The organism is Virgibacillus carmonensis (genome assembly GCF_057836705.1).
Map to the genome: position 1 here is coordinate 1 of NZ_JBYQFJ010000027.1, position 22,461 is coordinate 22,461.

At 37.1% G+C, this 22,461-nt stretch carries 26 protein-coding genes; 16 read left to right on the forward strand and 10 right to left on the reverse strand.

What is annotated here, in order from left to right:
- Nucleotides 1–124: 124 nt before the first annotated feature.
- The gene (locus AC3G7N_RS16400) at nucleotides 125–802 is read right to left on the reverse strand and encodes a GntR family transcriptional regulator (RefSeq protein ID WP_489423247.1); all 678 of its coding nucleotides are present in this window, start codon (nucleotides 800–802) and stop codon (nucleotides 125–127) included.
- 193 nt (nucleotides 803–995) lie between these two features.
- On the opposite strand from AC3G7N_RS16400, the gene AC3G7N_RS16405 reads away from it, so the two are divergent.
- The 4 genes from AC3G7N_RS16405 to AC3G7N_RS16420 are packed head-to-tail and all read left to right on the forward strand — an operon-like array spanning nucleotide 996 to nucleotide 4,477.
- A complete protein-coding gene (locus AC3G7N_RS16405; RefSeq protein ID WP_489423248.1) occupies nucleotides 996–1,790 on the forward strand; it encodes a transporter substrate-binding domain-containing protein in 795 nt (264 codons plus the stop codon).
- 39 nt (nucleotides 1,791–1,829) lie between these two features.
- Nucleotides 1,830–2,981, forward strand: a complete 1,152-nt coding sequence (locus tag AC3G7N_RS16410; protein WP_489423249.1) for a saccharopine dehydrogenase family protein — start codon at nucleotides 1,830–1,832, stop codon at nucleotides 2,979–2,981.
- A 28-nt stretch (nucleotides 2,982–3,009) separates the two neighbouring features.
- Nucleotides 3,010–3,663, forward strand: a complete 654-nt coding sequence (locus AC3G7N_RS16415; protein ID WP_489423250.1) for an amino acid ABC transporter permease — start codon at nucleotides 3,010–3,012, stop codon at nucleotides 3,661–3,663.
- Between the two features lie 46 nt (nucleotides 3,664–3,709).
- A complete protein-coding gene (locus tag AC3G7N_RS16420; RefSeq protein WP_489423251.1) occupies nucleotides 3,710–4,477 on the forward strand; it encodes an amino acid ABC transporter ATP-binding protein in 768 nt (255 codons plus the stop codon).
- 140 nt (nucleotides 4,478–4,617) lie between these two features.
- On the opposite strand, the gene AC3G7N_RS16425 is transcribed toward AC3G7N_RS16420, so the two are convergent.
- Nucleotides 4,618–5,487, reverse strand: a complete 870-nt coding sequence (locus AC3G7N_RS16425; RefSeq protein ID WP_489423252.1) for an SDR family oxidoreductase — start codon at nucleotides 5,485–5,487, stop codon at nucleotides 4,618–4,620.
- Nucleotides 5,488–5,573: 86 nt separating this feature from the next.
- Nucleotides 5,574–6,332 carry a TrmB family transcriptional regulator gene (locus AC3G7N_RS16430; RefSeq protein ID WP_489423253.1) on the reverse strand — a complete coding sequence of 253 codons (759 nt, stop codon included), beginning with the start codon at nucleotides 6,330–6,332 and terminating at the stop codon, nucleotides 5,574–5,576.
- A 141-nt stretch (nucleotides 6,333–6,473) separates the two neighbouring features.
- Between AC3G7N_RS16430 and AC3G7N_RS16435 the strand changes: the two genes are divergently transcribed.
- From AC3G7N_RS16435 to AC3G7N_RS16445, 3 genes are all read left to right on the forward strand, one after another.
- Nucleotides 6,474–7,640: an MFS transporter gene (locus tag AC3G7N_RS16435; protein WP_489423254.1), complete on the forward strand. Its 1,167-nt coding sequence runs from the start codon at nucleotides 6,474–6,476 to the stop codon at nucleotides 7,638–7,640.
- Between the two features lie 65 nt (nucleotides 7,641–7,705).
- Entirely contained in the window at nucleotides 7,706–8,218 is a 513-nt protein-coding gene (locus tag AC3G7N_RS16440) for an HD domain-containing protein (RefSeq protein ID WP_489423255.1), read from the forward strand.
- Nucleotides 8,219–8,500: 282 nt separating this feature from the next.
- Complete coding sequence (locus AC3G7N_RS16445; RefSeq protein ID WP_489423256.1) at nucleotides 8,501–8,635, forward strand: hypothetical protein; 135 nt, start codon at nucleotides 8,501–8,503, stop codon at nucleotides 8,633–8,635.
- 183 nt (nucleotides 8,636–8,818) lie between these two features.
- On the opposite strand, the gene AC3G7N_RS16450 is transcribed toward AC3G7N_RS16445, so the two are convergent.
- Complete coding sequence (locus AC3G7N_RS16450) at nucleotides 8,819–8,974, reverse strand: sporulation histidine kinase inhibitor Sda (RefSeq protein ID WP_489423257.1); 156 nt, start codon at nucleotides 8,972–8,974, stop codon at nucleotides 8,819–8,821.
- 197 nt (nucleotides 8,975–9,171) lie between these two features.
- Between AC3G7N_RS16450 and AC3G7N_RS16455 the strand changes: the two genes are divergently transcribed.
- Entirely contained in the window at nucleotides 9,172–9,360 is a 189-nt protein-coding gene (locus AC3G7N_RS16455; protein WP_489423291.1) for a hypothetical protein, read from the forward strand.
- A gap of 302 nt (nucleotides 9,361–9,662) precedes the next feature.
- Here AC3G7N_RS16455 and AC3G7N_RS16460 read toward each other — a convergent pair whose 3' ends face one another.
- Nucleotides 9,663–10,679, reverse strand: coding sequence for an N-acetylmuramoyl-L-alanine amidase (locus tag AC3G7N_RS16460; RefSeq protein ID WP_489423258.1), 1,017 nt, complete (start codon nucleotides 10,677–10,679; stop codon nucleotides 9,663–9,665).
- A 222-nt stretch (nucleotides 10,680–10,901) separates the two neighbouring features.
- Here AC3G7N_RS16460 and AC3G7N_RS16465 point away from each other — a divergent pair, with 222 nt between their 5' ends.
- Nucleotides 10,902–11,255 carry a hypothetical protein gene (locus AC3G7N_RS16465; RefSeq protein WP_489423259.1) on the forward strand — a complete coding sequence of 118 codons (354 nt, stop codon included), beginning with the start codon at nucleotides 10,902–10,904 and terminating at the stop codon, nucleotides 11,253–11,255.
- Nucleotides 11,256–11,490: 235 nt separating this feature from the next.
- Here the strand turns inward: AC3G7N_RS16465 and AC3G7N_RS16470 are convergent, their stop codons facing one another.
- Complete coding sequence (locus tag AC3G7N_RS16470; protein WP_489423260.1) at nucleotides 11,491–11,982, reverse strand: DinB family protein; 492 nt, start codon at nucleotides 11,980–11,982, stop codon at nucleotides 11,491–11,493.
- Between the two features lie 42 nt (nucleotides 11,983–12,024).
- Nucleotides 12,025–12,432 carry a VOC family protein gene (locus tag AC3G7N_RS16475; RefSeq protein WP_489423292.1) on the reverse strand — a complete coding sequence of 136 codons (408 nt, stop codon included), beginning with the start codon at nucleotides 12,430–12,432 and terminating at the stop codon, nucleotides 12,025–12,027.
- 442 nt (nucleotides 12,433–12,874) lie between these two features.
- On the opposite strand from AC3G7N_RS16475, the gene AC3G7N_RS16480 reads away from it, so the two are divergent.
- From AC3G7N_RS16480 to AC3G7N_RS16490, 3 genes are all read left to right on the forward strand, one after another.
- Nucleotides 12,875–13,216 (forward strand): P-II family nitrogen regulator, encoded by a 342-nt coding sequence (locus tag AC3G7N_RS16480; protein ID WP_489423261.1) that lies wholly within the window; start codon nucleotides 12,875–12,877, stop codon nucleotides 13,214–13,216.
- Between the two features lie 25 nt (nucleotides 13,217–13,241).
- The gene (locus AC3G7N_RS16485) at nucleotides 13,242–14,630 is read left to right on the forward strand and encodes an ammonium transporter (RefSeq protein WP_489423262.1); all 1,389 of its coding nucleotides are present in this window, start codon (nucleotides 13,242–13,244) and stop codon (nucleotides 14,628–14,630) included.
- A gap of 203 nt (nucleotides 14,631–14,833) precedes the next feature.
- Entirely contained in the window at nucleotides 14,834–16,426 is a 1,593-nt protein-coding gene (locus AC3G7N_RS16490) for a long-chain-fatty-acid--CoA ligase (protein WP_489423263.1), read from the forward strand.
- Between the two features lie 285 nt (nucleotides 16,427–16,711).
- Here AC3G7N_RS16490 and AC3G7N_RS16495 read toward each other — a convergent pair whose 3' ends face one another.
- Nucleotides 16,712–17,164 (reverse strand): YndM family protein, encoded by a 453-nt coding sequence (locus AC3G7N_RS16495; protein WP_489423264.1) that lies wholly within the window; start codon nucleotides 17,162–17,164, stop codon nucleotides 16,712–16,714.
- A 449-nt stretch (nucleotides 17,165–17,613) separates the two neighbouring features.
- Here AC3G7N_RS16495 and AC3G7N_RS16500 point away from each other — a divergent pair, with 449 nt between their 5' ends.
- Nucleotides 17,614–18,075: a hypothetical protein gene (locus AC3G7N_RS16500; RefSeq protein ID WP_489423265.1), complete on the forward strand. Its 462-nt coding sequence runs from the start codon at nucleotides 17,614–17,616 to the stop codon at nucleotides 18,073–18,075.
- Nucleotides 18,076–18,110: 35 nt separating this feature from the next.
- On the opposite strand, the gene AC3G7N_RS16505 is transcribed toward AC3G7N_RS16500, so the two are convergent.
- Together AC3G7N_RS16505 and AC3G7N_RS16510 are read right to left on the reverse strand one after the other, a co-directional pair.
- A complete protein-coding gene (locus AC3G7N_RS16505; protein WP_489423266.1) occupies nucleotides 18,111–18,626 on the reverse strand; it encodes a DUF3231 family protein in 516 nt (171 codons plus the stop codon).
- Nucleotides 18,627–18,820: 194 nt separating this feature from the next.
- On the reverse strand, nucleotides 18,821–19,039 hold the full coding sequence (locus AC3G7N_RS16510) for a DUF421 domain-containing protein (protein WP_489423267.1): 219 nt from the start codon (nucleotides 19,037–19,039) through the stop codon (nucleotides 18,821–18,823).
- Between the two features lie 134 nt (nucleotides 19,040–19,173).
- Between AC3G7N_RS16510 and AC3G7N_RS16515 the strand changes: the two genes are divergently transcribed.
- The 3 genes from AC3G7N_RS16515 to AC3G7N_RS16525 all read left to right on the forward strand — a co-directional run bounded on the left by AC3G7N_RS16515 (nucleotide 19,174) and on the right by AC3G7N_RS16525 (nucleotide 22,345).
- Nucleotides 19,174–19,281, forward strand: a complete 108-nt coding sequence (locus AC3G7N_RS16515) for a YjcZ family sporulation protein (RefSeq protein ID WP_489423268.1) — start codon at nucleotides 19,174–19,176, stop codon at nucleotides 19,279–19,281.
- Between the two features lie 215 nt (nucleotides 19,282–19,496).
- The gene (locus AC3G7N_RS16520; protein WP_489423269.1) at nucleotides 19,497–20,336 is read left to right on the forward strand and encodes a manganese catalase; all 840 of its coding nucleotides are present in this window, start codon (nucleotides 19,497–19,499) and stop codon (nucleotides 20,334–20,336) included.
- A 617-nt stretch (nucleotides 20,337–20,953) separates the two neighbouring features.
- Entirely contained in the window at nucleotides 20,954–22,345 is a 1,392-nt protein-coding gene (locus AC3G7N_RS16525; RefSeq protein WP_489423270.1) for a DUF2254 domain-containing protein, read from the forward strand.
- Nucleotides 22,346–22,461 lie beyond the last annotated feature (116 nt).

A 22,461-nucleotide genomic window follows, 5' to 3' on the forward strand; every position in this document is an offset into this window, starting at 1 on the left:
AAGACATATTTGTAATTCGTGTCAAGTACCATATTTCAAGTGCTACAAGTACTACAGTTTATTGAATGCATCATGATTATCTATGTACGAAAGTTGAGTTAAGTAATAGGTATAATTTTAATCTTTAATCAAAGATTCTCTCCAAATCGCTATAACCCGATTTAACATTTAAGCTTTTAATGGCATTATCAAAATGTTTAGTTAAACAATTTCTTAATTCTTTCCGATCTTTTTGTTTTATTAATTGAATGATTTCTAGATGCTCTTTGTACCCATAGGGCTGGGAAGAAGACTCTTCAAAGAAGACGTCAAAAAGAATGAGGTAAATAGATGTTTGATTAATAAGTTTTTCAATAAATCCGATTAAAAACTTGTTTCCGCATTGGCTTGTTATAGCTGTATGAAAACTTTGGTTTGATTTTAGATAATTTATTAAATCTTTCTTATAAAGAAATTCAGTTTCTCCCTTCACAATGTTTTCCATTGCTAAAATATCACTTTCACCTAGATGATTTATCGACATATCAACTGCCAATATTTCTAATTCTTTTCTTAAACTATAAGCTTGAAGAATCTCATCAATTGTAGGATTAATTACAAATGCACCTTTATTGGGAGTTATTTCTACTAAACCTTCGGAAGCAAGTTGATTAATAGCGTTTCTTATAGGTGTACGACTTACATGTAGTTTTTTGGAAATTGTATTTTCAACTAATTGTTTACCAGGAGGTAGTCTTCTAGACAATATTGCTTCTTTTACTATTTTATAAACATGATCTCTTAAAGAATGCTTCTCTTTCATTAACATGCTCCTTTTAAAAGAGTACTTGATTTAACTAACTTATGCAAAAGCACACTAATTTAATAAAAAATATCCACATTTATTAATATTCAGAGATGAGGACACATAGAATTGTACTACAATATAGTTCAACATTGAAAGAGGTTTCATCATTATTTGTAAGCGCTAACATTAATAATTGGGAGGAAAAAAAATGAAACATTTTTATTTATTTATTTTTGGTTTACTTTTGTTAGTAGTTTTTACAGCATGTGGTGATAAACCAAGTGGAGACCAAGAAAAAAGTTCGTTGGAGAAAGTGGAGGAATCCGGAGTGTTGCGAGTAGGTTTTGAAGGAACATATCGGCCGTTTAACTTTTTAGACGATGATAATGAATATACTGGCTTCGATGTTGATATCGCTAATGAGCTGGCAAAAAGGTTGGGGGTAGAAACAGAATTTGTTGCTACAAAGTGGGATAGCCTTATTGGAGGACTTAAAGCAGATAAATTCGACGTAATTATAGCACAAATGACTGTAACAGAAGAGCGAAAAGAAAGTGTTGACTTTACGGATCCGTATGTTGTAACAGGTTCAGTGTTAATTACGCATGAGGATACAGATAATGTCTCAGTTTTGGAAGATATAAAGGGTAAAAAAGTCGGTGTAGGTGGTGGAACAACTTTTGAGGAAGTAGCTAATAGTGTTGAGGGTGCTGATGTGAGACTTTATAAAGCGGTGAATGATTATGTTCAAGATTTAATAAACGGCAGACTGGATGTAATTATAAATGATCAACTATTAATGAGCCACAATATCCAAGAAGAGGGACTCCCGATAAAAATAGTAAGTGATATCGTAAATAAGGACGAAATTGGAATGGCAGTTAAAAAAGATAGTGATGACCTCGTTAAGAAATTAAATGAAGAATTGACCAACATGAAAGAGGATGGAACGTATAAGGAAATCTATAAGAAATGGTTTGATTCTGAACCGTTAATTAAATAGTAATTACATTATATTACCTGACATTAGGGGGAACAAATTATGCACGTAGTTGTTTTAGGGACAGGAATGATTGGAACAACTGTTGTACGTGAAATTGCAAAGAACGCTAATATAAGTAAAGTTACTGCAGTTGATGGGTTAAAAGAAAGTGTAGATCGTTGTACTGATATTGCTGCAAATTCTAAAGTGATTGGTAAAGTCGCCAGTTTGCAAAATGAAAAGGATATTTATGAAGTACTTAAGGATGCAGACGTTGCGATAGCCTGTTTGCCACATTCCTTAAGTTTGCCAGCAAACAATGCTGCAATAGCTGCTAAATGTAATCTTGTTGATTTGGTTGGTTCCAAATACGAAGAAAAGAAAAGACTGGAGGTTAAGGCTAAAGAAGCAGGTATTATTATCGTCCCTGGTTGTGGGGTTGCACCGGGTATTACCAACTTTTTAGCTGCACAAGGAATTGAGATGTTAGATGAGGCTGAAGAGGCTGTGATGATTTGTGGTGGTATACCAAGGTATCCTTTACCGCCTTTATGGTATCAAATTGTATTTCGATTAGAAAGTGTAATGGGGCTCTACAAAAGACCAGCTCTAGCAGTTCAAAATGGCATGCTTCTTCATCTACCACCACTATCTGGGATGGAAAAAATGACATTTCCCGATCCAGTTGGTGAATGTGAAGCTGTTATAACAGATGCCCATAGTACGGCCTATTCCTTGAAAGATAAAGTGAAAAATTTATATGAGAAAACGGTCCGGTACTCGGGTCATTGGAATAAAATGTCTGTTCTTTCTGAGCTTGGTTTTTTAGATGAAGAGTTAGTAGATATAGAAGGGACTTGGATAAGTCCAAAAGCTTTCACCGCAAAAATACTGGAACCTAAATTACGTGGTAAATCAAATGAAGATATAACGGTAGTTCGAGTTATAGTTAAAGGCAAAAGGAATGGTCGGCAAATTACGCATACTTGGGAAATGGTAGATTTGTATGATCATCAACGTGGTATTACTTCCATGGCCAAAACGACAGCTATTCCGGCAATGCTAATGGCTAATTGGATCATTGATGGAAAAGTAACGGAAACTGGTGTAGTACCAATCGAGGATATTATGATAGGGAAACGATTTCATGTATTTATCAATGAATTACATGAAAAGGGAATCGAAATCAGTTATTTTGAGAAAACGGAGTAGAAGTTCCTGAGCAAGGGGGGAAAACAATATGGACTTTTCGATAATCATTGAAGCATTGCCACCCTTATTGAATGCTACAGTAATTACAATTTTGCTAGCTGTGATATCAATAGTAATTGCGTTGATACTTGGTTTTTTTACAGCTTTGGCCAGAATATCAAAAGTGAAAATTCTAAAAGTAATTGGAACTATTTATGTATCTATGTTTCGTGGAACTCCGTTGCTGGTACAAATTTTTGTTATCTATTATGGGTTACCACAGATTAATATAGAGTTAGATCCGATACCCTCAGGCATTTTGGCTTTAAGTTTGAATGCTGGATCCTATTTATCAGAATCATTTCGTGCATCTATTTTAGCTGTAGACAAAGGTCAAATGGAAGCTGCAGTTTCAATGGGGATGACATATGGGGAAGCAATGAGAAGAATTATAATTCCGCAGAGTATTAGAATAGCTATTCCAACTCTATCAAACACCTATATCATTCTAATTAAGGATACATCATTAGTTTCTGTTATTACAGTTACAGAGTTATTGCAAATGTCTACATTAATAATTGCTAAAACGTTTGAACCCCTAACAATTTATTTGGTAGCAGCTGCACTTTATTGGGTTGTTATAACCTTTTTCACCTTGTTATTAGATCGCTTAGAAAAAAGGACTTCAAGACATTTAATCTAGTTTCATTCATAAACTCCCAAGTACTTTGGTGGAAGGGATTGAAATCGTGGAAGTTATAAAACTGAAAAATATTAAAAAAAGTTTCAATAAAAATGAAGTTCTTAAAGATATAAATATGACAGTTAATAAAAGTGAAGTTGTAGTTATTATGGGACCGAGTGGTTCAGGAAAATCAACGTTACTACGTTGTATAACATTTTTGGAAGAACCAGATGGTGGAATAGTAAAGCTTGGAGAACAAGAAGTGGCAGCTGGACTACCTTTAAATAAAAAAAGAAAAAGTACAATAAGAAAATTACGGCAAAATACGGGATTTGTATTTCAGCAATTTAACTTATTCCCGCACAAAACCGCTCTTGAAAACGTAATGGAAGGACCCATAGTCATTAAAAAGATGGAGCGTGAAAAGTCTAAGAGGAATGCCGTCGAATTACTATCAAAGGTAGGTTTAGCTGATAAGATGGATCATTACCCCGCACAATTATCAGGTGGTCAGCAACAAAGAGTTGCAATCGCTCGATCGCTTTCTATGGAACCAATGGTGATGCTCTACGATGAACCTACATCCGCATTAGATCCTGAGCTTGTTCGTGAAGTACTTCAGGTTATGAAAGAATTAGCAAAAGAAGGTATGACAATGATCGTTGTGACACACGAAATGGCTTTTGCAAGGGATGTTGCTGATAGAGTTATATTTATGGATGAAGGCATAATTATAGAAGAAGGAAGTTCAAAAGAAATATTTAATAATCCAAAAGAGGAGAGAACAAAGCGATTTTTACAGGATGTGAATGAAGAGATTGTGTTGGAATAGTGGAGGTATCCTATATATAGTAACTACCAAGAAATAGTTTATCAGGCTATTTTTTGGTAGTTACCTTTTTGTAAGGAAAGAATTGCTATAAGTAGAAATCATCAAATAGGCCAATAAACGGTCTGCTCAACCCGTTATCGTCACAGATAATCAACCTCTTGTTCACTCCAGTCCCACAGTTTTTCAGCTAGGTCCTTGTCCTTTGCCTTTGAAGTTAGCTTACCCACTTTTCTTTTATAAAAGTACTCACCGCTAATAGCAGCAACATCTGGGCTAGTTGCTAAATAGATGGCTGTGTCAGCACCCTCTGCAGGTGTTAGAAAAAATGGTCGCAACAGGGCATGAACTGATTTTCCGAATCCAGTATTGCGATTTACGCCAAGATTAGTCCCGACAGCACCAGGGTGGACACTGTTTGCTGTCACTGATGTAGTAGAAAGGCGTTTTGCCAGCTCACGGATAAATAAAATATTGGCTAACTTTGATTGGGCATAACCCTTCACTACGTTAAACTTTTCAGATAAATGAGGATCATTAAAGTGAATTTTACCAACCTTGTGGGCGCCAGAGGAAACGGCTACAATTTTTCCTTGTATAGCATTTTTTAGTGGCTCCAGTAGGAGATTGGTTAATAGAAAGTGCCCCAGATGATTGACACCTATCATACTCTCGAAACCGTGGGTGGTAGTTTCCCGTTTTATCGATACAACCCCCGCATTATTCACCAGCACATCGAGCGTTTGGTAACGTTGTTTGAATTGATCCGCAAACGTGCGAATGCTTTCCAAAGATCCTAAATCACATATCATTAATTCAACATGGTTGGCTTTGCTGTGATCTTTAGCTTGTTGTAAAGCCTTTTCTCCTCGTTCGCCGTTTCGACATGCCATAATAACGTGGAAGCCCTTATTTATCAATCCCACAGTTGTAGCAAGCCCCATTCCGGAATTTGCCCCAGTTACTACAGCAATTTTCTTTTGGTCGTGAGTCACTTCTGTATAAACATCCATTTTATTGAATCACCTCTTCGTTTCAGTATACTAAGGACAGAATGCTATTAAAAAAGTATCTCAACCCGGACTTTCTACATTCATTTTTAATACCTCAACTTTAACAAGACATCTCGAATCTCCTTATCTTTTATAATCGTATCTTTATACTTTTGGGTAATTTCTGTAAGCGCTACGTCGTGATAGAAAAACTCTGTAAAGAACTTGACTAGTGGTCGTGATTGAGTTCGGATAGCTTGCCATGCCGTTTCTTCAATTCCAGCAAAAAGGACCTCCTGCTCATCTACAATCAGGATACGACTGCGTTCTAGTGTGTCATGATAAGTATCAGGAATTAAGGTAGAGACGGTAGGAATTGGTGTTGAGATTTCACCGATCACATGAATAGTAACAGTAACGTCTACCTCATATTTTGCTTCTAATATAGGAAGGAATGAGGTTAAATCATCAGCCCATCCTGATATGAAAATGGAATTCTCAGCTTGTTGCAGTAAACTTTCTAATACCGATTGGATGGAATCGTCATCCTTTAGTGTCCACACACGATCATCCTTTTTGGAGTCAATAATTTTAGTATTTCTCAGTTGTTTAACTTTGGTATTGAAATCAGCCGTTAGTTTTTTAATCGCAGATTCTAGTGGAAGAGCAGTATAGAGCCTTTTTTTTTCGACAGTTGTTTCAAGAATCATACCTTTTTCGATCATACGGTGAATGACCTCATAAACTTTTGAACGAGGCACCCCAGACCCTTTCACAATACTAGTTGCATCTAAAGCTTGATCCACCGTGATAAGTGATTGATAAACTTGACTTTCATATTGGCTAAATCCGAATTTTTGAAGCATGTAGGTTAACTCCTTGATTGATTAATTTGTTACTATCATAGCACAGTATTACCCAAATGAAAGCTGATAATAATTCCTCTTGCTTCCTGATTTTAAAAAGGTTACTATTATAGTGGTAACTTATTTAAAGGGAGTGGAAATATGGATAAGCGAGTTTATTTATTGACAATTGTCTCATTTATTGTCGGGATGGTTGAATTAATTATTGGTGGCATATTAGATTTAGTTGCGACAGATTTGGGGGTAAGTCTTGGGCAAGCTGGATTTCTCATTACTGTGTATTCGCTTGTGTTTGCAATTGCAGCTCCTATTCTATTGACCTTAACCTCTAGGATAGAAAGAAAACGTTTAACATTACTTGCCTTAGTCATATTCCTCTTGGGAAATGTTCTGGCTGTGATCAGTCAATCCTATAGTATGTTATTAATCGCACGCATTATATCAGCTGCGAGTGGATCCTTACTTGTTGTATTATGTATAACGATTGCTTCAAACATTGTAACTGAAAAGTTCCGTGCCAGAGCAATCGGAGTTGTCTTTATGGGAATCAGTGCCTCCCTTGTTTTAGGTGTACCAATTGGATTGATGCTAGGAAATTCATTTGGTTGGCGGGCTCCTTTCATCCTAATCATTGTATTAACCTTACTTTCTATGGCATGTGTCCATTTCTTTATGGAAAAAGTCGAACCAAAACCGCCGATTCCATTAGGGCAACAGTTGCGTACACTTCGAAATCGTAAAGTATTATTTGCTCAATTGACTTCATTTTTATTTTTGACTGGTCATTTAACCTTATATGCTTACCTGACTCCATTTTTAAAAATGACCTTAGGACTGAACGGAACGTGGGTAAGTGTTGTGTATTTAATTTTCGGTGTTGCTGCAGTAGCCGGTGGAGGAGCCGGTGGGTGGTTAGCAGATCGATATGGCACAAAACCTACTATTTTAGCTGTAATTGCTCTTTTTGCATTATCTATTTTTACTATTCCATACACGACATCAGCTCTTCCAATTTTCTTAGTAGTCATGGTTGTATGGGGTATGCTAAGTTGGGCGATTACACCGGCTATCCAAAGCTATCTCATTGAATCCTCCCCAGGGGCTTCTGATATACAGCAAAGCCTAAACAATTCGGCTCTCCATTTTGGTATTGCCTTTGGTTCATTAATTGGTGGCGTTGTAATAGAACGGGCGACTGTTGCGCAAAATGCAACTGTTGGTGGTGTGTTTATCATCTTAGCTTTTGCAACAGCAATCTTATCGATGACAAAGGAAGGCAGCGTACTGTTACTACCATCTAGAAAATGATGATAAAATTCTTTAGGAGCTGCTTGCTCCTAAAGGGGGAAAAATTATATCGAGGAGGCTTGCTAATGAGAGAGGTTACATTAAAAACTATTTATGAACACCCCATAACGCAAAAATATGTCAGACGTTCTGGCATGGCTCATGCAATAGCAGTAGCTTATCAAGCATTTTATCTAGCTGAAGAATTCGATGTAAATCCTGATTGGGCAGCCAAGGCAGGATTTTTACACGATATTGGTCACTATGAATGGTATCGTGACGGAGAGTGGGATTATCAACTTTACCGTGATTTCGATATCCATCCAATTAAAGGGGCTGAACGGGCACATAAACTACTCATTCGTCTGGGTGAAAATAAACAAGCAGCAAAAGAAATAGCACATTCCATTTTATTTCATACAGGATCCGCTCTACCAGCTGGTGATTTTGAACTTAACTCTTTACAAAAGGTAGTTCATTTAGCTGATGAAAAAGACAAACAACCTGGAAATGCACACCACTATCGTGATAGTGACAGGCAGAAAGAAGTATCCCTCATTGAACAGCTCGATCAAAAAATAGATCATTATCTGGTCTAGTAAGGAATAGTAAAATCCGCCTTTAAACTGTACTAGTAATAAAAAACGCTCATTTTTTTAATGAAGCGTTTTGTTGTTTTATCTCCATTATTTAAGATCTGAGTCGACCCAAAACACTCTAATTTCAGCGAACTTTTCACTTTTATTCCATGCGAAATTTGCTGATCGATAAAGCTGAAAAACGAGTCAGGAAAAATATAACTTTAATTCTATGTGATCACTTGCTAAAATAGGGTATATAAAAAAGGAAATATTAACCATCTATTACAGGGGTGAGACAGGATGACCAGATTTGAAATGTTAGTGGATGAATTTAAAACAAAACTAGGGCGCGATTTATCTCAAAAGGAAGTAGAGTGGATTCAATGGGTAATAGATAAAGAAACGATTGAAAAGCAAAAAGTGAGATTGAAATAAGAAGTTTATACATAATCTATTTCAAAGGTTTGGATTTTGTTCTATTTCATGCCCACTCCTTTATCTTTTCCCAGGAGCTCTTAAAGGAATGCCTTAAACCATTTTCAGCACTATTACGAATATCAAATAATTAGATTTATTGGCGCTTTTTATCCCTTCTTTTTATTGTATTTCAACCCTTTTTTAACCTTTTAAAATTCTCAGGTTTTTAGGAGGGTTGATCAATAACCCACGACGATTAATTTCGTTTTCAATTAATCCGCAAAATTCACGATCTAAATTTGACTCTTTCGCCTTAAAATAAGACTCAATCAATAATTTGTCAGATAGCTTCTTCAATTGATTTTCACTTCCCAACTTAAATAGAATTAATCAGTATTTTGAAATAAGCAAATTGGCCAGAAAGAATGATAAATTAATTCCCAAAAAGAAACTGGAAAGGAAATAAAAGGAAATGGACACAAATTAATACTATTACACTTGGTAATCAAAAGAAATATGAACAAGGTATAACTTTAGAGGGAATTGCACAATCAATTAGTTCAAGTTTAAAAAAGAAGTCGGTTGCAGGCATGGTAAACGGTTCAGCGTATGATCTTAGACGAAGTATCAATGAGGATGCGGATATTGAGTTATATCAGATAACTTCATTAAGAGGAATAGAAATTATGAGGCATAACAACTGCTTATGTATTAGCACAGGCCGTGAACCGTTTTTATGCTGATGTTCATTTAAGTATATAGAGAGAATTGGTCTGTTCATGTAAGGCAATATGGCCAATGAAAGAAGAACTAAGATTTTAATCCAAAAAAAAGGGTCATGCAGAATACAACCCGTTCAAGATCCTATTTGGAAGGAGATATACGTTAAAATTATGCTCAAAGACCTTTATATTCCGATGACCCTGATATAATTATATTCCTTTTGTTACTATACAGGAACGGCTCTTGCATCAGTTAAAATGTGAGTATCCGGAAATAATTTAACCTGGTCAAAGTTGGATATCTGAAATGGTAGATATCCAACTTAGTCCTCTACAATAAAGGCATTTTTAATTCCTGCTTCTCTAACCTTTGCTAGACGTTCCTCCGCATTCCTTCTGTCCACAAAAGCTCCCGCTTGAACACGATACCATACCTCATCTGAAAGAGTGGTATAGTCAACAAATGCAGGTATTCCCTTAGAAACAAGATAGTTAACCCGGTTATCCGCATTTTCTTTTTCTTGGAAAGATCCTGCAATAACATTATAGGTTTGTTTAAGGATAAAAGCATCCCCTATTCCTGCTTCCATAACTAACGTCAATTGTTGTTCCGCATTATCGCGGTTTTCAAAAGCCCCAGCCTGTACACGATACCACGTATCACCAGATACAGTAATTTCACCAAAGAAGGCAGGGATTCCTCTAGAATCAAGGTAATCTACTCGTTTCTTAGCATTTTCTTTTTCCTTGAAAGATCCTGCAATCACTTTATACAGAAAATCCGGTGTTGCTTTTTCAAGATTAAAGGCACGCTCGAGACCATTCACATGCCCCTGGGCCACTTTTTGACGGTAGGAAGGATCAACTAATTTCGCAGTATTGTTCGCATTATCAATAAAACCATTTTCCGTTAATAAAGCTGGCATTACTGATTCACGCAATACATGAAAGTTAGCCTGTTTTTGCCCACGATCCGGCAATTCATTGACAGCAGTAATTTCACTATGCAAGATATCCTGATATTGTGCTGTCAGTGATGATTCAGACAATCCACTATAAATAAAGTCTTCATAGCCACTTGCTGATCCATTAAAGGCATTACAATGAATCGACAAATAATAGTCCGCGTCCCATGCATTCGCCTCATTAGTGCGTTCTTCTAAACTTACGGACGTGTCTGTTGTACGACTCATATTCACCTCAACATTCTGATATTTGTTGTTCAGAATATCGCGGATGCGTAAGGCAATATCCAGTACAATATTCTTTTCTTTTAAACCATTCCCAGTAGCACCTGAATCGTTACCACCATGCCCCGGGTCTAAATAAAGTTTAACCATTAAATTCCCTTCTCTCTAGTATTTGCCGAGGATTTGCAAAAAACTAGTGAGTACTCGGCAATCAGCACTCTATTTATTCTATGATTCGAAGGGAAAACCCGCTGGGGCAGCTGTGCATAAAAAGTCGAAAAGAGGTGAATGGCCATGCCTCTATTGTTTTTTCGAACGGGAAAGTCTATTTATGTTCATTCCAATTTGGTAAAAATCGGCTTGCGATACTAAGTGCGTCAGTTAATTTCTTTTGAGAGTAGGGATTTCAACGATGAAGAATTCTCAAAGGGGGGTACATCTATAAAGTTAGCTGAAAAAGCTAGACAGGATATAACTAACAATTCCATTTCATATTACATTCATGAATTAAATGAAATCAGAAGTAAAACTTTAAAAAAACTGAAGAAAAAGGAAGACGCTTGGCTCTACGAACATAAGAAGTGGCCTAATCAAATCCCATACAATAATTACTATTTGTGGTTTCATGTTATAGAGGACGAAATTAATCATCGTGGTCAAATCAGAGCTATCAAGACGACTCCACTATTTCAATACTGGTCAAAAATTATAGATAACGTTTATTAAACTATCATTTTTGATTTATAAGAAACCATGGCTAATGCTGTAAAACTTATTAGAGGCAATGGAAATAATAGTGGTTAGGAGAGGGGTTTCCCCCTACCTGATGGATATTTATTAGAATCCTTTTCCAGTTGGATCAGAGAAGGATTCTTTTCTTTTCGTCTTTGTAAATTTGGACGGGTAGGTGCAGGATATTTTTTTATACGATAAAATAAAGTACGTAGAAATTGTCTCATGTTCATTCCGTAAAATTTTCCGACTCAATAAGATCCGTATCATCTGGTATGTAACCTAAATGCCGACTCATGGATACGATTTGCCCTTTGTGATGAAATTCATGTGTAATCACGTGCGTATAGAGCCAAAGAGTTGTCAATTCTTCCTCTTCGTCTTGCCAAGAAACAGGTCCAGTAATGACAAGATCCCACCGATTTTCAAACTCCTCAAGAAATTCGTAAACAAGATCGTCAATTTTTTGAAAAACTTGACGCATGTCTTGCACATTGTCGACCTGTTCGGGTGTTACCAGAGTAATCCCTTTCTTCAGACCGAAATTTGCCAGCCAGGACTGATAACATTCCGTAACGTGGACATGCAGATTCCGGATAGAGCCCCAGCCGAAATTTTCATGCTCATACGTGTAGTCTTCTGTAGATAATGTTTCACAATACTGAAATAACTTTTCTCTGGTAAGGCGAATCCAGTCATATTGCTTTACTAATAGATTCATTGATAGTCACTCCTAGATTTTTGGTAGATTCATCGACTTCACTCATGCTGCATCATCGTCCATAAACATCACTTCCCACAGATGACCGTCTAAATCTTGAAAACTCCATCCGTACATAAATCCGTGATCAACCGGATCATTGGATTCTTTTCCGCCAGCTGTTCGTGCATTATTTACAATTTCATCAACTTGTTCTCTGCTGTCGGCTGATAAAGCCACAATAGCTTCCGTGCTTTTCGCCGCATCTGTAATTTCCTTTTTCGTAAAGGTTTGAAAAAACTCTTCTACTAGTAACATAACAAATGTGTTCTCGTTGAGGATCATGCATGTAGCGTTTTCATCCGTATATGCTTGGTTAAATTCAAAGCCGATTTTTGTGAAAAACGCAACAGATTTATCCAAGTCTCGAACGGGTAAGTTAATAAAGGTTTGCCCTGTTTTAAGTCCCATCATTATCATCCCTTCATTTAAATGTATTACCAATACATTCGATAAAGTTTTTCAATCTCCTGCTTTGCGAAAGATCTGCCGATAGTTCAAGAGTAGCCATATTATAAAGAGGGCAGACGAGCATAAATTGCAATAGTAAACGTAAGATGCCAGACACTCGTACCAGGTGCCTGGTATTTGTTTGGTTAAACCTGGTATTACCCACGCAATCCTTCATTTACTGTTGTTACTTCACTTATTGTTCCACGCTTCATGGGCGAAGTTAAGCAGGATTTTTTAATGCAACTAACAAGAGTAGACCCTTTCCACAATTGAAAACGCTTACCACTAAAATAGTCGAAAAATTTTGCAAAAACACTTGCAAAATTAATCGCGACACCCTATGATAGTAAACATACCATTTTATGTTAGGAAACCTAACATAAAAGAAAAGGGGAGAAAAATGAAAAAAATTGAAGCCATTATTCGTCCAGATAAGTTTCAAACACTACGTAATAAATTGTCCTTAATCGGCATCGGGGGACTGACAGTAACAGAAGCAGCGGGCACCGGCAAACAAAAAGGTCAAAAGGGTGTTTTTCGTGGTACAACATTTGAGATTCAACTTGTACCAAAGATAAAAGTGGAAATGGTAGTGGAAGCCGAAGAATTAGATGAAATTGTTGATTTAATTATTGAAGCATGTAGTACAGGAAGTGTCGGCGATGGAAAAATTTTCATTCACCCTGTCGAGGACACAATTAGAATCCGGACAGGTGAGCGTGGTAAAGAAGCGGTTTTATAATTTTTTTCAAGGAGGAAAATAAATAATGTTTAAGAAGACTGGTTTTTTATTAATTTTTTTTTCAGCTATGGCAACCCCGGCTTATGCAGCAGCGACGACAACAGAATCACTGGAATTATCGATTAATTTGGTATGGGTTATGCTTGCAGCGTTTCTTGTGTTTTTCATGCATGCCGGATTTGCGATGGTAGAATCAGGGTTCACAAGAGCCAAGAATTCATTAAATATCTTGATGAAAAATTTTTTAACTATTAGTTTAGCAACCTTGTTATATTTTGTTATTGGATTTGGTCTGATGTTTGGTACATCTGCAGGTGGCTTTTTTGGTATAGACGGGTTTTTACTCCATGGTCGTGAAGATATTGATTTCTTTGTTTTCCAAGCCGTATTTGCAGCGACGTGTGCGACTATTATCTCAGGTGCTGTGGCAGAAAGAATGAAATTAGGCAGTTACATCTTAGTAACGATTGCCATGACTGCTGTTATTTACCCGGTAGTCGGACACTGGGTATGGAATGGTGGATGGTTAGCCCAATTAGGTTTTGTTGATTTCGCTGGTTCATCAGTAGTTCACTTGACAGGAGCTGTTGGCGCATTGACAGTAGTGTTAATTCTTGGACCACGTATCGGAAAATACAGCGGTAAAAAGATTAATGCAATTCCTGGACATAATATCCCAGTGGGAGCACTTGGTGTTTTCATTCTGTGGTTAGGTTGGTTCGGATTTAATGGCGGTAGTACGCTTGCAGCAGACCCTAGTCTTGTACCAGGAGTTGTTGCAGCAACGTTACTTTCTACTTCTGCTTCCCTTGTTGCAGCGGCTTTTTATACAAAATTACGCTTCAAAAAAATTGACCCGTCTCTATCGCTTAATGGTGTGTTGGGGGGACTAGTCGGTATTACCGCGGGTTGTGCAAATGTATCACTTGGTGGTTCTATAATTATAGGGCTGGTATCTGGTGTTATTCTTGTGGAAGGAATTCGTTTCCTTGAAACAAAAGCCAAAATCGATGACCCTGTTGGAGCAATTGGCGTTCATGGAATCTGTGGAATATGGGGTACGCTTGCAGTTGGATTATTCGATGTCGCCGGAGGAAGCGGATTATTCTACGGTGGTGGTCCCGATCTATTTTTGACTCAGCTAGTCGGTGTGGTAGCAGTTATCGTTTGGACAATGCTTACAGTTGGTTCATTCACATATGCCATCAACAAAGCATCTTCTATCCGAGTTTCTAAAGAGGATGAAATTGCTGGTCTGGATTTTGCCGAGCATGGTTCCAATGCTTATGAATTAAAAGAAACTTTACTAACTAGCGAGACAGAACCGCTACATGGCAAGGCACTTGGTAGTGATCTGGCAACTCGTTTAAATCACTTAGGGTCAAATCAAGCGGACAAGAAGTTTTCTAGTTAATTGATTATTACTATCTAACAAAACATTTAACATAAAATTGCTGTAAAAGAGCTTGGAAACTACCAAGCTCTTTTACATTAGATCATTTTTGCAATCACTTCCCTTGTAAAATAGGCTTAAGTATATTACTTTATATAACAAGACTAAATATTTAGATAGTTATAATTTCAAGCACCTATTAAATAATAAGGAGTGGTATGAGTATGTTTTCTCCATTAACCCCACTGGATTGGAAACGCAGAGCAGTAAAGTATTACCCAAAAAAAGTGGCAGTTATCGATGAAAATAAACAATTTACCTACAAGGAGTTTGGTGAACGTACAGACAAGCTTTCTGTTGCCTTACATAAAGCTGGTATCCAAAAAAGTGATCATGTTGCAGTGATGCTGCCCAATACCCATTATATGTTGGAAAGCTTTTATGGAATCTGTCAGCTTGGTGCTACAATGGTACCTTTAAATTATCGTTTATCAGCGGAAGACTTAAAGTACATCATCAAGCACAGTGATGCGAAAATGTTAATTGTTGATGAAGAATTCAGTAAACCGATTGAGGAAATCGTGGCTAGTCTTCCCTTGGAACAAATTGTTATTGTTTCTGTAGCTGGTCAAGAAACTTCTTTAAAAGGGGTAGAATATGAGGCCTTCCTGCAACATGCCCCAGAAAACGCAATACTGCCAGAGGTTGAAATTGATGAAAATCAACTACTAACGTTGAACTATACGAGCGGAACTACATCGAAACCAAAAGGCGTGATGCTGACTCACCGCGGTAATTACCTTAACGCGGCAAATTTCATGTATCACCTAGGTGTCAATCATGATGATGTATACCTTCATACTTTACCGATGTTTCATGCGAATGGATGGGGTGGTGTCTGGGCAATTACGGCAGCTGGTGGTACCCATGTTTGTTTGAGAAAGGTCAATTCTTCTCATATTCTTGACTTGTTTGAAAGGAAGAATATCACATTATTATGTGGTGCTCCGACCGTTATTAATATGCTTGTCAATGATCCAAAAGCAAAGGAAACGAATATCAAGACTCGCCCACGTATGGCAACAGCAGGAGCTCCTCCAGCTGCAGCGCTCATTAACAAGGCACAGGAAATTCTTGGATTAAATATGATTCACGTCTATGGTCTGACTGAAACCTCACCTTTCATTCTTTACTGTGAATGGAAAAAAGAATTTGATGCAAAGTCGGCTGATGATCAAGCAACAATTAAGGCAAGACAAGGAATTGAACTTGCTTTTAACGGAGAAACAAAGGTCATTCACCAGGATGGAGAAGAAGTTGCCTGGAATGGGAACGAATTGGGAGAAATCATTACCCGGGGCAACGTGGTGATGGAGGGATATTACAAAGATCCTGAAAAAACAGCAGCCGCAATCAAAGATGGTTGGTTCCATACTGGTGATTTGGCGGTCACCTATCCAGATGGCTTTATTGAAATACAAGATCGAGCGAAGGACTTGATCATTTCTGGTGGGGAAAACATTTCTTCTACAGAGGTGGAAGGGGTATTGTATAAACATTCGGACATAATGGAAGTAGCTGTCATTGCCGTTCCTGATGAAAAATGGGGGGAAGTACCAAAGGCGATTATTGTGTTGCATCCACATGCAAAAGTTACAGAAGAAGGAATCATTTCTTATTGCCGATCCGAAATGGCACATTTTAAAGCTCCCAAGGCAGTTGAGTTTGTGGAATCCTTACCAAAAACTGCGACAGGCAAACTGCAGAAGTTCCGCTTAAGGGAGATGTATTGGGACGGACCAAAGAAGGTAAATTAAAGTTTTGGTTCAGAATGCCAGCTAGAAACTATTTGTTCTGATTGTGTCTTGGAACAGATAGTTTTTTAGTGTGGCTGTAAACCTTTACAACTATCCATTCTGAAGGAATTTCAGAGGAAATTAGGAAAACGATAAAAAATACAAGCCCGAAAAGAAAAGTCTTCTTAACATTAACTCGGCGTTGTTTTGTATATCGCCTCTGATCTGTCACTCACTGTGCAAGTTTAAAAAAGCCCGGAAAAGTTTCCAAGCTTTAAAAGGGTTTGGTACACCCACAAAAACTATCTACTCTTGCGGGTCCTTGTTTTTATCTTTCTTCGTATCAGGTTTTAATTCGGATCCAAATTCGGTCTGCAGGTTTCTGTCGTAATAACCAGGCATTTTGGTATTACGTGAAACAACTTTTTTTTTCATATACCAGTGCACAAGAATCTCCCCAAGCGCGATACCGATAGCTGATGCTATGGAAGCTGTTGCCAGCCGAATAAGGCCATCAAACAAAAGGGTGCCCAGTCCCCATACTCCAGCAAGTGCTAGAACAAAGTCGACCATCGCTGCTCCTACATTTCCGATTTTAGGCAAAATATATAAATCCCCAATAACAAACGATACAACAGTTAAGATTAGACTTGTAATGAGAATTGCTGTAATAGATACTTCTAACAATAGACCAAGAATAACCCATAGTACTGCTGTTGTTAAAATGAATTTGATTACTAATGCTGTTATATATTTCATTCGATTATCTACTCCTTTTATTGCGACGCTATTAACTTATGGTGTCCTTTTTTTTAGTTATAATTCAATTTCCGAGAGTTGATTGTTTGTATCGAATACGTTTTCCTGTATAGGGAAGTATAAGGCTAATACCTTGGAAACTATGGAAACTAATCTAACTGCCGCCGAGGTATCCAATCTCTGGAATTCCTTTTCAAACCACATCCTTAATAAAACTATGGGAACATTTTAAACAAGGTATGAAAATAGAAGTTAAACACACGTTATGAAACTGGGGTTTCTACTGTGATGAGGAAGGATATCGGTGCTGAGTTAACGAGATTAATGTCAGAGATTGCCTTACACGGGGAAGATACACTTAATTTAACGATAGATCTTGGTTTCTTAGATCAACTCCATTGACCAAGAATTAACATAACCAGCGTAATTATTTGGGGAACTGAACTGAGGTGAGGTCAACGGAAAAATTACTTTGGAGTATTGCTCTCCCAGGGTTAGGTCAACTTCTAAATGGTAAATACCTCAAAGGGGTAGTATTCATCTTCTTAGAATTCTTGATTAACGTACAGGCTCATCTTAATATGATTATTGTGTTAAGTTTCCACGGTGATATAGAACAAGCGATTCAGTTAACCAATTACGGATGGTTGATGTTTTATCCTTGTATCTATCTTTTTTCGATTTGGGATGCATACAAAGACGCAGGTGGTGGACTAAAGCCGTATTCCTATCTCCCTTTTGTGTTTTCTGCGTATTTCATGACTGTTGGTGTCATTTATTCTACAGATTTCATGTTGTTTAACCAATTACTTGGACCGGTATGGCTCCCTATTTTATTTGTGATTCCCGGTATTTTCATTGGGACTTTGATACAAAAGTTCATCATTCACAAAAAAAACAACCCAAGATGAGAAATATCCTCATTTTGAGTTGTTTTTATTACTATTTAATCCTCTTTTGCTTTATTTACATGTAAAGGAGGGTGAACTAACCAACCTTTTTCCTTGTTCAATTGAAGTAATTTTCCGCCCATTTGAATCTTTTTATTATGGAACTGTGCAAACATCATGGCAATATCTTCTCGGATGCTTTGACCGATTACTGCACTATCCGCAACAAGACCCTGTGCAATACTTTGAGAAATAGTTGCCGATATTTCTGGATCCATAATACGAGCTCCAACTGGAATGTCGTCCGTATTTGCTGCAGAACGTTCCGGTGGGCTTGGTGGTAGTCCTACACCGTTTGCTTTAAGAAGCTTTCCAGTTTCATCAATGCCCGGTTTAACTATATTTTGAAGGATATCCTCAATAAATTTCTTCAGATCCTTATCTCCAGCATGATTATACAGTACCTCGTACGCAGCAATTTGCGATTTAGCCATAGAATAGGCATTCCATACGGCATATACTTCACCATAATGCATTGGTTCGTCTTTTGGATTTCCGCTTAAAATTCCCATATTGTAATATTACCTCCTTGTTAATTCATTTTTTATCATTACCCAATTTAATTATTTTATTCTTTAAGAAATGCCTGCAAGTAAGGCAAGAGATTTACCTCAAATCTGAAAAAATAGTAAACGAAAAAGGGCATATAAAAACCTGTATCACAATTCAAACGAGTGATACAGGTTTTGAATAATTTATGATTGAGTTACTTGCGGTTGTTTCTGTTTCTGTTGTTATTCTTTTCGTTGCGAATACTTAGTGTCGAATCAATTGCAAGTGAGGCCCCGATGGTACCAATTGCGATTCCTGATATAAAGTTAAAAAATGTCATCTGGGAAATCTCTTTTCTTCCCATTAGTCTGGTTAAAACTAACAACGTAATAAAAGCAATAGCAAGCCTAAACGCTAAATCTGAAATTGACATAGCCATTCTCCTTAAAAGTAAATATTTTCTCACCTGTTTTGGCCTATTTTTCCTAAAACGAAGGATCTGCCCATTCGTAATTGGCGGCTAAGCATACTATGGTATTAATCCTATTACGAAAGGGGGATTTATAAATGAGTTATGAAGGAAACCGTGGTGGATTCGCGTTAATCGTGGTTCTGTTTATCTTGCTTATAATCGTCGGAGCAGGCGGGTTTGGCGGCGGATTCGGTGGTTATTAATTTTTAAAAACTGCCTTAACTTTTTAAATAGAATAAATTCAAAAAAAGCTATTTCCAACAGGAGCTAGCTTTTTTTACATACAATAAGTCTCACTTGTTTTATTCATATATGTATCGTGTCCTAATTTTTTTTATTAACTCGTCCTCATATAGGAATAAACGTTATTTCGATGGTTATCTTAAGAATGGTTCAACTAAAAGGGAGTGTGACTATATTGTTCTATCATGTAAAAGAACTTCAATACAATGCAAAACCAGAGCGTCCAGATCCAGTCTACGCAAAAAAGCTTCAGGAAGTCTTGGGTGGACAATTTGGAGAAATAACAGTAATGATGCAATATTTATTCCAAGGATGGAATTGCCGCGGGGAACAAAAATACCGCGATATGTTATTAGATATAGGTACAGAAGAGATTGCTCATGTTGAAATGCTGGCAACGATGATAGCGCAACTACTTGACAATGCACCCGTTCAAGATCAGGAACAAGCTGCAAAAGATCCAGTTATTGAAGCCGTCTTAGGAGGCATGAATCCACAGCACGCTATCGTTTCTGGCCTTGGAGCCACACCTACAGACAGTGCAGGGTACCCGTTTAACGCCCGCTATACAATTGCAAGTGGAAACCTTCTCGCCGATTTCAGAGCCAATTTAAATGCTGAATCACAAGGAAGACTTCAAGTTGTGCGTCTATACGAAATGACAACAGACAAAGGCGTTCGGGATATGCTTTCCTGGTTAATTGCTCGTGACACCATGCACCAGAATCAATGGATGGCAGCAATTGAAGAACTGGAGCAAAACCAGAAAGCGATTGTTCCTGCTACATTTAACCAGCAGTTTGAAAAGCAAGAAGTTTCGTACTCATTTATGAACTTTTCGCAGGGCGAAGAGAGCAGTAAAGGTCGCTGGGCAAGTGGTAAAAGTATGGACGGACAGGGTGAATTTAACTATGATGCAGATCCAAAAGCATTAGGACAAAATCCACTATTACAGCCTGCTCCGCCGTACATTCACGGGACCCCTCCTGGTAAGGTAGATCCAGCTAAATATTAAGTTTTCATTTACTTGAATAAAATTTACAACATCAGATTTCAGTAGACCTCGAAAATACAATAAAGGCAAAGCCACCACAATAAAGAAAATGCTGTAACCCCCTTAAAGGAGGAGTTGCAGCATTTTTTCAATTCAGTTTCTAAAAGATATACTGCAAGAAGGAAATTATAGAAAATATATCCAAACTACTTATTTCCGTTTATCTTGTGGAAAAAAAGATTACTGATTGCACAGGTGATTAAGTGAATGTTTACTACAACGATTGAAAAAGCATGCTAAACTTCTTATCCCTCTTCTTTACCTCGCTTATTTCTTCCTTAATCGTAACAAAAAGAATAGTAAAACAAGGATTTTTCATAGGTTTTATTGTTCTAATTTACTGCGTTCCTCCATCTGTGGTAATCCTTCCATCTGTTTTTAATCATTATCTTTGCACCTTCATGAGCATATTCAAACATATAATAAACTCAAGATGATTAGGCATAGAAACATGAGGAGACCCGAGCAATTATACCTTTTTCAATCTACAAGAATTTTTCTTGTCCATTAAAGATTAAAGCACGAGTAAGAACGGGTATAGGAGGATATATATATCATGTGCTTGGAGGAGTGTCGAAATGATGAACTGGAATAAACTCCAAACCAAAATGAATAAATATAAAAATATGTCAAAAAGAGAGAAATGGCACCAGATTTACTCAAACCTTTGGGTGACACCGATTATTTATGCAGGGTTATCTCTATTGCTTTTTGCCTTAACCGTATGGGCAGACCTGAAGATGGAGTTTGGCAACATGATTCCTTTGATTCTTAGTGCAGATTATCAATTGACCAAAACAATTTTAAGCACCTTAACAGCGGGACTTTTATCTTTAAACGCCTTTACCTTTTATGGTGTGTTAACAGCTTTAACTACTTTTGCCGGTCAATTTTCTCCAAGAATACTAAAGAATTTTATGATGACAAAGGTGACACAGCGAACACTAGGGATTTTTAACGGAAGCTTTCTGTATGTATTGCTTTGTCTATTATTTCTTAACGGGGAAACAGCCTCCCAATATTCCTTGATTCCGGTAACAGCCACATTTCTGACAGCTTTATGTTTATTAGCTTTTGCTATTTTTATTAACCATATTGTCACTTGGTTGCAAGTTTCAAATATGACGGCTGATATGAAAAGGGAATCCATCGATATTATTGAGAATTCCTTGCTTAGTGAGCTTCAGCCTTACAGGGTAGATAATGAAGAGGCAATAAAAGGTCAAATCCCGGAATACCAGGGACATCAAATAGGCATTGATAATTCGGGTTATTTACAAACCGTTGATTTTATTCCATTGATTGAGGAGGCATGTAAGGATGATCTCATCATCCGGTTAGAATACAAAGTTGGCAATTTTGTATTTGGCTCAACGCCATTGTTAACCTATTGGAAGAATAAAGAAAAAACAGCTATTGATGAATTTAAATATAAAAATATGTTTCATATGGGAAATACTCAAACGGAAATTCAGGATATTGAATTCAGTATCAATAAATTTGTTGAAATTGCTATTCGTGCATTGGGCAATGATGACCCCAAAACGGCAACCGGCACCATTTATGAGATTGGAGATTTACTTATAAACATTTCTCGGAAGGCGAAGTTCACTCCTTATTTAACTGATAAAGATTATAACCTTCGTCTTATTTTAAAAAACCTTTACTTTGACGATTATTTATATATTGGATTCGCCTCTATACGCCACTATGCAAGAGATAACGTGGTCATTACCGTTGAGCTATTGAAAGTCCTCGAGGCGATTGCCCAAGGAGTGAGCAAACGAGATTCAAAGCATGTATGGGAATTTGCTGTTTACACAGCAAGTGGGTTTGAATATGGATATATGCATCAATTGGATAAAAGGAAGTTTTATGATGGTCTTTTTAATATTGCAAAAGTAACGGATAATGAGGAAGATTACAAGAACCTTACTGAAAAAATATCAATGTACGCAGAGCACCTTTAAAGAAAAAATAGTACAATACAATTAAAAAATTCTTTACAGACAGAAAAGGGTAAATAGATGTTTATTGTAGCTAGAAAAAGGAAAAGAGAATTGAAACATGATATTGGAGGGATGAA